Source organism: Methanonatronarchaeum thermophilum (assembly GCF_002153915.1).
Taxonomy (GTDB): domain Archaea; phylum Halobacteriota; class Methanonatronarchaeia; order Methanonatronarchaeales; family Methanonatronarchaeaceae; genus Methanonatronarchaeum; species Methanonatronarchaeum thermophilum.
In genome coordinates this window covers 172,501-180,000 of the sequence record NZ_MRZU01000002.1, presented here as the reverse complement: position 1 = coordinate 180,000, position 7,500 = coordinate 172,501, and the positions used below count along the sequence as shown (strand labels likewise).

Below are 7,500 nucleotides of genomic sequence, written 5' to 3'. Positions count from 1 at the left end.
TATTATTGAGTTTGGTTTCATTGTTTCGAATTCTTCTGTGCTTATCATGTGGTGGGTTTCGTCTGTTAGTGGTACGTGGAATGTTACGAAATCGGCTCGTTCTAGCAGGTTGTTTTTATCGGTTATCTCAACTCCGAGTTCACCTGCTTTTTCTTGTGAGATATAGGGGTCGAATGCGATGACGTTCATTCCGAAGGCTTGGGCTCTTTTAGCTACTTCAGCTCCTATCCTACCTAAACCGAATGTACCTAATGTTTTTCCATATACCTCTTCACCCAGGAACCGGCTTTTCTCCCACTTACCATCCTTCATCGACATATTGGCTTGCGGTATGTTTCTCGCCGCAGACAACAACAAACCCATCGTATGTTCAGAAACAGAGATCGTGCTTGCTTCAGGCGCGTTAATAACAATAATTCCTAACTCAGTCGCCTTCTCAACATCTATATTGTCAACACCTACACCTGCACGACCAACAACCTTAAGCCGGTCACCAGCCATTAAAACCTCTTCATCAACTGTGGTACCACTACGAACAATAATACCATCATAACGACCGATAACCTCAACCAATTCCTCATGCGACAACGAAGTCTCTATATCGATGTCAGCGTTCTCTCTAAGTACCTCAACACCCTCATCATCAATCCTATCACTAATAAGTATCTTCATAATAAATCCCTAAAATACAAACTCGAGAAAAAATAGTTCTAACCCAATTTAACTTTTAGGGAAAAAAACCTAACCCCTTTTTAATAAATTAGTCACCAGTATTCACATACACAACAAAACCAACCAATACAACCAAAAACAAAACCCATAACGCCCAAACCAAAAACCATAGACCCATCCATGCTAACCCTATCAAGAACATCAAGGCAGCAAAATAAAACAATAAGTTACCCACCTTCCTCTTTAAAAAAATCAACCTAAACTTCTATTTTATTGTTTTAGGCATGGTGTTGTATCCAGCTATCAGGTTAACAAAACCAAAGTGCCTCACCAACCCCAAACCAACAAACAACACACCCATTAAAAAATATACTATAAATTCAATCAAAATAACCAATACCTTGACAGCCTCCCTGCACTAAAGCGCGAGGATTCCTCCGTTGGGGGTTCGGCTATGCTGATTCCACGGAGGCAACTTGCGGGTTCGTGCGCACTTCTTTGGGACTTTCGTGAGGGTGTGGTGTCCCCGACCATTCGTGGTCGTCCCACTCGAATCGCACAGGCCGTGCCATCGGCCTGACTTCGCAATCGCTGTTTTCCCGAAGGAACGTCTCTGACGCCGTTGGTCGGCTTCATCCCCGCCCTGAAGGGCGAGGCTTACGCCTCGAATCCTCCGTAATCTTAAGGGATGTGGAAAGGGAGATTGTTAATTTTTTTTAGTGTTCTATCTGGATGTTGTAGGTTTTTTCTGGTGTTGTTTTGTGTATTTGGGTTAGTTTTTGTTTTGTTGTGTGGTTTTGTTTGTGGAGCCATTTGGTTCTTTTTGGTATTGTTTTTGGTCCGAGTACTGCTCCTGGTCTTTCGGGGTCGTCTATGTAGTCTGTTTCCATCATGAAGTTTTGTTTGTTTTTTAGTGCTTTTTTGAGGTTGTCTTTGAATGCTACGATTGAGGGTGTTATTTTGTTTTGTTTTATGTCTGGGTTTGCGAAGTGTTGCACTACTTTGTTTTCGGGTAGTTTTGTTTGTTTTATCATTTTTGTGAGTTCTCTGGTTTTTTGTTGGTTCATTGATTCTGTGTGTAGTTGTATTGGGCAGTTGATGGATGCGGCTTCTCTAAAACCGTGTTTCATGATTTCGTTTGATTTCTCCATTATTTTGGGTTCTACTTTGTAGTGGGGTCTTCCTACTTCTCCGATAGCGATTGCTTTGTTTTCTTCGACGTATTTTCTAGCTAATGTGATTCCTTGTTTCATCATCTCGCTGGCTTCTTCTAGTGTCATGCCCATACCCATCCATTTGGTTAGTTCTGCAGGATGAACTCCTAAAACACTGTATACCTGGACATCTGTTTCTTTATTTGCTTTCTCGGTTAGTTTTATTGTTTCTTCAAATGCCGGTTTATATCCTTCTTGCCTTGGGTCGACTCCGTAGTTCCATGAGGGTAGTGATACATGTATTAGGTGTGTACCACCTGCCTTACTGAACTCCTTTACAGCATCAACACCCTCTCCATCAGGCCTCAAATGCATATGATTATCAAATATCGGAATATCAATCATTATAGTCACCTAAGTTTGATTGTTTTTGTTTGTTAATTAGTCGTTTAGCTGTTTTCCAAGATTTTCTGGTTGAAGGCGGTAACTCACCGTTTTTCTTGAGATATCTTTCGATAAAATTTATTGTTCGTTTGTCATGGGGATATCCAGTTCCCACCTTCATTTTAACTCTGTCTTCAAGTTTCTTAATCTCCCGATCTCTCTCCACCTTTGCAAGGATCGATGCGGCAGATACAATTGGGTAGGCATCGTCTGCACCATGCAATGCATGGAACTCACGGCTACTACCTAACTCCTTTTTAATATTCCTTGCAAACCTATCTTCATTTACATCAGCTGCATCTAACAAAGCAACCTCAAAATCAAGTGGCTCTAACACCTTTGAAAAAGCCTTAACCATAACATCATTCATCGTCATTACCCTACGTAACTCATCAATCTGATCAGCAGAAACCGAAACAACATTATACTCAACAGCCTTCTCCTTAATCTCACACTCCAACCTTTCACGAACACCACGACCAAGCTTCTTAGAATCTCTTAAACCCAAACCTCTAAAAACACTAGGACTCTCCTTAAAACCACCACCATGCCTAACCACAACTGCAGCAACAACCATCGGCCCTAAAACCGGACCCTTACCAGCCTCATCAACACCAACAACAATCATAAATACAACCTATTCCATTCAAAAATAACCTAAAAAAACAAACAAAAACACACAACAACCCACAAACAAAACAACACAAGACAACTCGAAACAAACCAACTTAACATCTAAAAAACCAATTCTTCAAGGCTTTTTTTGAGTTTGTTCTATATTTTATTTGAAATATTTAAGGAAGGGAGGAGGTTTGTTTTTGGGTGTTAGTGCTAGTATGTCTTTGATTTTATTTTATAGTGCTAGTATGTCTTTGATTTTGTCTTTTATCCAGGGGTTTTTGACTGCTATTTTTGTGACAAGTCCTGTTACTGATAGTTCGTCTACGTTTACTCCTTCTAGTGAGTTTACTAGGCTGTTGAATTGTTCGTCGTCTAGTTCTTGGAAGATTTCTTTGATTTTGTAGTATTTTTTGTTTTCTTTAGCGATTTTCTGTCTTTTTTCTTCGTATGGCTGTAGTCCTTTTTTGGTTAGGTCTCCATCATCGATTGCTTTTTTTGCTGTTTCTGCTGCTATTTTCCCTGCTCTCATTCCATTGAGGATTCCTCCACCGGTTACAGGGTTTACTTGTCGTGCTGCATCACCGATAAGCATTATGTTGTCTGCTGTTAGTTCTGGTAGTGGTGCAGTTACCGGTACACCGCCATATACCTCTTCGATCACCTTGCCTCCGTTAAGTTGTGGATGGTTATCTACAAAATCGGTTAGATGTTGGCTTGCTTTCTTATCCGCCATTACAGGGGAGACTCCAAGCCCTACATTTGCTTTGTTGTCTCCTTTCGGGAATATCCATGCGTATCCACCGGGAGCAACATCATTTCCAACAAAGAAATGCGTGTAATCCAAGTCAACATCGTCCAACCCAGTCATCAAATATTGAGCACAAGACTGGATATCGTCTAACTTTAAGTTCGTTGGTATTCCAGCTAGCCGGCCAACACGAGACTCAACACCATCGGCACCAACAACAACCTTAGATTCAACGGTCTCTACACCTCCATTTCTCTGCAAACTAACCTTTACACGCCCATCCTCTCTAGATAAATCGGTTGCTCTCGTCCTTAGTTTAATTTCAGCTCCACTCTCACCAGCCTGCTTAACCAACTCACGATCAAAAATCTTCCTTTCAAGTATATAACCAACCTCGTCTCCAGCGTCATCATCATTCATATCAAAATAAGTCCCATCAGGCGAGTGGATACGAGCACCAACAACCTCCTTAGAAAGAAACTTCTCATCAACATCAATAAACTCCTCAACACTCTTACCCACACCCTCAGCACACCTAACAGGCGTCCCAATCTCCTGACGCTTCTCAACCAAAAGTGTATCCAACCCAAACTCACTAGCAAAACGCGCTGCAGAAGCCCCAGCAGGACCCCCACCAACAACAACTACATCAAACAAACTCACACACCCCCCTCAATAGCTCCAAGGGGACAAGTATCCACACAATTACCACAATCGATACACTCACCAACAACCTCGACCTTATACCCAACTAAGTCGAGAGCGTTCTCCGGACAAACACCGACACAAGCACTACAATGTCCACAGAGCTCATTATCAACTTCAATCATCAACAATACCATTGATAGAATACAACTATAAAATTTTAGGCTAAACCACAACCAAAAAACAACAAAAACAAAAAAAAGATACCAAGAAACTTAAAACAATAAAATATAGAAACAAACCTAACATAATTAAATAAAAAAATATACCTTTTTCCCACCAAACCTCAGATTCAAATTTAAACCTAAAAACAAAAATTTAATAGCGGTAGCAAGGCGAAAGCCCATCGGCTCCAGCCGTTACGAGGATTACAAACAAAATATTTAAAAAAATATAGGTTTTTGTGTTTTTAGGTTTCTAGATGTTTTTTCCTCTATTCTAGTTTTGATAGGTCTTTGTCTATAACTTTAGGCTGCATAATCTGAATTTCATCTCTGTAGGGTAACTCAGGGATTTCATTCCATAGGTATATCGGTTTATTTAAAGCATGAGCATAACCCATCTCTATCAAAACATTACCACCAATATATCCCTCAACTCCATTTTTCGTTAGATTGATAACCAAGACCTTATCAGAGTTCCTTATAGCATCATAATAATAACTCAATGGATCCAGTTCTATAGCCCTATCAACTATATCTCCAGAGCTTTTTTCTTGAAGAATACGCTCAAACGAAACATCACCATCCAAAATCATCTCAGACGTCTTAGGGATAACAACCTCAAAACCCATTCTCTCCAAACTACGCCGAATCTTCCCAATCTCCCTAGTAAAATCCAGAGAACCACAAACAACAATCCTATCCAATACAAACACCAAACAAAACAACCCAGTGACACCATCAAACTCTAATTCCCTACAGCGCCAATACAACACCACGCCCTAAATCCACAACAACTCCAAACATACCTCCCACTCGAGCTATATCTAAAAAACCATTCACATCAACAACTTAAAGTTACATCACTAGTCCATAAAATAAAATCATACTTCAAAACACTTGAAAATAACGACAAAAAAAAACAAAAAAACCATGAACACAAAAAAAAGTTATCAAAAAAAACAATTTATTTTGTAGTAAACAACCCAAAAAAACCATTATCTATCTCAAAAACTTTCTACACCTGCATAACTTGAAACAACTGTCTTTCTGCATTTTGTTTTTTTTGTTTTGTTATAGTTCTATGTCTTTGTCGTGGCCGTATTTTTCTTTGAGTGATTTGAGTTGTTCTTTTTTTTCTTGTTTTAGTTTTTGTTTGGCTTTTTGGATTTCTTTTTCTACTTTTTGTTTGGGGGCGGTTACGTAGTTTCCGTGGTCTTTGATTTGGTTTAGTGTGATTATTGGTGTTTCTTTTTCTTTGAATTTTTGTTTTGCTGGGTGTGAGAGTTTGGCTTTGTGGGCTATTGCTCGTACTTTTTTTGAGAGTCTTTCTGCGTTTGTGCTGCCGCCTCCGCTTGGGTCTTCGATGTAGATTATGTCGCCTTCGTTTATTCCGATTCCTTGTTCTAGTTGTTTGATTTTTTTCATTGTGAATGAGGTTAGTTTTTTCATTACTGTTATGTTTTTATTGTTTCTGACTTGGTCTATCTCTTCTGCGTCTTGTAGTTTTTGTTTGAGCCATTTTACTCTCTTTTTTTCTTCTTTTAGTTCTCTTTTTAGGCTATTGATTTCTTCTTTTTTATCTTCAACTTCCTGGGAGGTGATTGCATTTAAGAAACGTTTACTTTTTATTCTAGCCAACTCGCTTTTCAATTCGGTGATCTCGTTTTCCTTCTCCTCTTTCTCTCTACGTAACTTTTCAACAGTTTCCTGTAGTTCAACCACCTTGTTCTCCAACCCATGAATCCGGTTAACCACTTCCTGACTAACTTCATCCTCATCAACAACATCCTGCTCTCGCTCACTTCGAAGGCTTCTAACAGCTTCCTGCAAACTATTACCTTTCAAAACAAGCTTCTTAGCATCCCGCTCCGACACATCATCAGGAACATTCGACTCAACACGCCTCAACTTACCCTTCATACTCCTATACGCCTTAAAAGCAGCAGCCAAAGCATCAACCTGATGTTTATCACCACAATCAAAATCCCTAACCAAATCCCTCTTAACCTCACGCTTCAAAGAAGAACTAGGAACCCACAAAACAGCATCCAAAACAGTACTCAACTGCTCAACAAAATCAGGAGCAGGAGAAACATCAGTAGCAACAACAACCACATTACCCAAACCAACCAAAAAACCAACAACATCATCAAAACTCATATCCCGACCTGAACAAACCTCAACAACCCTACCATCAAAATCAACAACACCAACACCAGTAGTAGTACCAGGATCCACACCAACAAACAAATACTTACGCCTAACCAAAACAAACCAACCCAAAACCAAATAAACAAACAAACCTACAACAATATTTAATTTATTTACACAACCATCAACCCACATCCCACCTCCTAAATAAAAACGACCTCAACCCAAATAAAAAAACCAACTCTAAACCACCAACCAAAAACAAAAATAAAAAGATCTCTAGAACCAAATACAGAAATCAACGAAATACCTACCTTTTTTGTTTTGGGGTTCGGGTTTTTTATTTTTGATTTACAATTGATTTGAATATCTCTTCAGGATTTCTATCGATTTTGTATTTCTTTTTGAAGTATTTTACTACATTTTTTATGTCTCTTTTTAGGTATTTCGTAGCTAATTGGTGGTCGGTTTCAACTGCTTGGGGCCAATCAATTATTTTTAGTTCATCTTCGGCGATTATAATGTTATATTCGCTTAGATCACCATGGACAACCCCTAATTTAAAGGTTTTTTCAACTTCATCTAAAATTAAATCTAAAACAAATTCAGGGTCATTTTCCAATGTTACACGACTGAGTTCATTACCCTTCAGCTTCTCCATAGCGATTAAATGTCGGTTCCAACTATACGGCTCCGGAACCCTAGCCTCACCATAAAGCCTCTTCAAAAACCGATATTCACGTTCAGCAGCCAACTTAGCAATATACAACTTACTGAAATGCTCCCTATCACCAAGATAGTCACGCGAACGACGAATACCACGAAAATTAACCTTACCCTC

At 39.3% G+C, this 7,500-nt stretch carries 8 protein-coding genes and 1 pseudogene (2 of these 9 cut by a window edge); all 9 read right to left on the bottom strand.

The window, feature by feature from the left end; all coding sequences use genetic code 11:
• Positions 1–672, bottom strand: the start of a protein-coding gene (serA, locus tag AMET1_RS00930) for a phosphoglycerate dehydrogenase (RefSeq protein ID WP_086636607.1). 906 nt of this gene lie to the left of the window's left edge; only the first 672 of its 1,578 coding nucleotides appear in the window; the start codon lies at positions 670–672; its stop codon lies beyond the left edge, outside the window.
• Positions 673–1,124: 452 nt separating this feature from the next.
• A pseudogene (locus tag AMET1_RS08115) lies at positions 1,125–1,295 on the bottom strand (IS200/IS605 family transposon protein TnpB); the annotation flags it as partial.
• Positions 1,296–1,388: 93 nt separating this feature from the next.
• Positions 1,389–2,231 carry a TatD family hydrolase gene (locus AMET1_RS00925; RefSeq protein ID WP_086636606.1) on the bottom strand — a complete coding sequence of 281 codons (843 nt, stop codon included), beginning with the start codon at positions 2,229–2,231 and terminating at the stop codon, positions 1,389–1,391.
• Complete coding sequence (gene rnhB, locus AMET1_RS00920) at positions 2,224–2,898, bottom strand: ribonuclease HII (RefSeq protein WP_201721224.1); 675 nt, start codon at positions 2,896–2,898, stop codon at positions 2,224–2,226. Before rnhB ends, AMET1_RS00925 begins: the two co-directional genes overlap by 8 nt.
• 225 nt (positions 2,899–3,123) lie before the next feature.
• On the bottom strand, positions 3,124–4,302 hold the full coding sequence (locus tag AMET1_RS00915) for an NAD(P)/FAD-dependent oxidoreductase (RefSeq protein WP_201721223.1): 1,179 nt from the start codon (positions 4,300–4,302) through the stop codon (positions 3,124–3,126).
• Positions 4,299–4,469 (bottom strand): 4Fe-4S binding protein, encoded by a 171-nt coding sequence (locus tag AMET1_RS00910; protein ID WP_086636651.1) that lies wholly within the window; start codon positions 4,467–4,469, stop codon positions 4,299–4,301. Before AMET1_RS00910 ends, AMET1_RS00915 begins: the two co-directional genes overlap by 4 nt.
• Positions 4,470–4,777: 308 nt before the next feature.
• Positions 4,778–5,212 (bottom strand): hypothetical protein, encoded by a 435-nt coding sequence (locus tag AMET1_RS00905; RefSeq protein WP_143406786.1) that lies wholly within the window; start codon positions 5,210–5,212, stop codon positions 4,778–4,780.
• A 367-nt stretch (positions 5,213–5,579) separates the two neighbouring features.
• On the bottom strand, positions 5,580–6,854 hold the full coding sequence (locus AMET1_RS00900) for a DUF460 domain-containing protein (RefSeq protein ID WP_086636604.1): 1,275 nt from the start codon (positions 6,852–6,854) through the stop codon (positions 5,580–5,582).
• 145 nt (positions 6,855–6,999) lie between these two features.
• Positions 7,000–7,500, bottom strand: partial view of an RIO1 family regulatory kinase/ATPase domain-containing protein gene (locus AMET1_RS00895; RefSeq protein WP_086636603.1) — the 3' portion only. It continues 372 nt past the right edge of the window; the window shows 501 of its 873 coding nt (coding positions 373–873); its start codon lies off the right edge, out of view; the stop codon is at positions 7,000–7,002.

Excerpts from the sequence above, each read along its gene's own strand:
- AMET1_RS00925 (WP_086636606.1), bottom strand. The coding sequence starts at position 2,231 with ATGATTGATATTCCGATATTTGATAATCATATGCATTTGAGGCCTGAT.
- AMET1_RS00910 (WP_086636651.1), bottom strand. The coding sequence starts at position 4,469 with ATGATTGAAGTTGATAATGAGCTCTGTGGACATTGTAGTGCTTGTGTC.
- rnhB (WP_201721224.1), bottom strand. The coding sequence starts at position 2,898 with ATGATTGTTGTTGGTGTTGATGAGGCTGGTAAGGGTCCGGTTTTAGGG.
- AMET1_RS00900 (WP_086636604.1), bottom strand. The coding sequence starts at position 6,854 with ATGTGGGTTGATGGTTGTGTAAATAAATTAAATATTGTTGTAGGTTTG.